We start from the raw sequence: 267 nt of genomic DNA, 5'->3' as shown, positions 1-267 counted from the left end.
AATCAGGTTTTACCGTTTGAAGAAGTAGACGGACGTTTTGGCTATTACGCTGGCGTACACTGGGATTACTTAAAAAAATCACAATTTCGAATTTATTATTACAACAATAACGGTGACCCAACCACACTTAATATTAGTACAGGGCAGTATGCTTGGGATACCCGCTTTACAAGCGCCGCTTGGCTTTATAAGTTTAATAATAAAACCCGCTTTATAGCACAGGTACTTAATGGTAAAACCGAAATGGGCGCTAATGCTTTAATAGAT

General features: G+C 38.2%; 1 protein-coding gene. It reads left to right on the top strand.

The window, feature by feature from the left end; translation table 11 throughout:
* On the top strand, positions 1-267 hold a 267-nt coding region (locus tag AAEY83_RS15590), incomplete at both ends, for a hypothetical protein (RefSeq protein WP_351060386.1).

Origin of the sequence: Psychrobacter sp. TB20-MNA-CIBAN-0197 (assembly GCF_040309765.1) — a bacterium.
In the GTDB taxonomy this organism is placed as follows: domain Bacteria; phylum Pseudomonadota; class Gammaproteobacteria; order Pseudomonadales; family Moraxellaceae; genus Psychrobacter; species Psychrobacter submarinus.
Note: the sequence above shows the minus strand (reverse complement) of the source record. Positions and strands in the feature narration are given on the sequence as shown.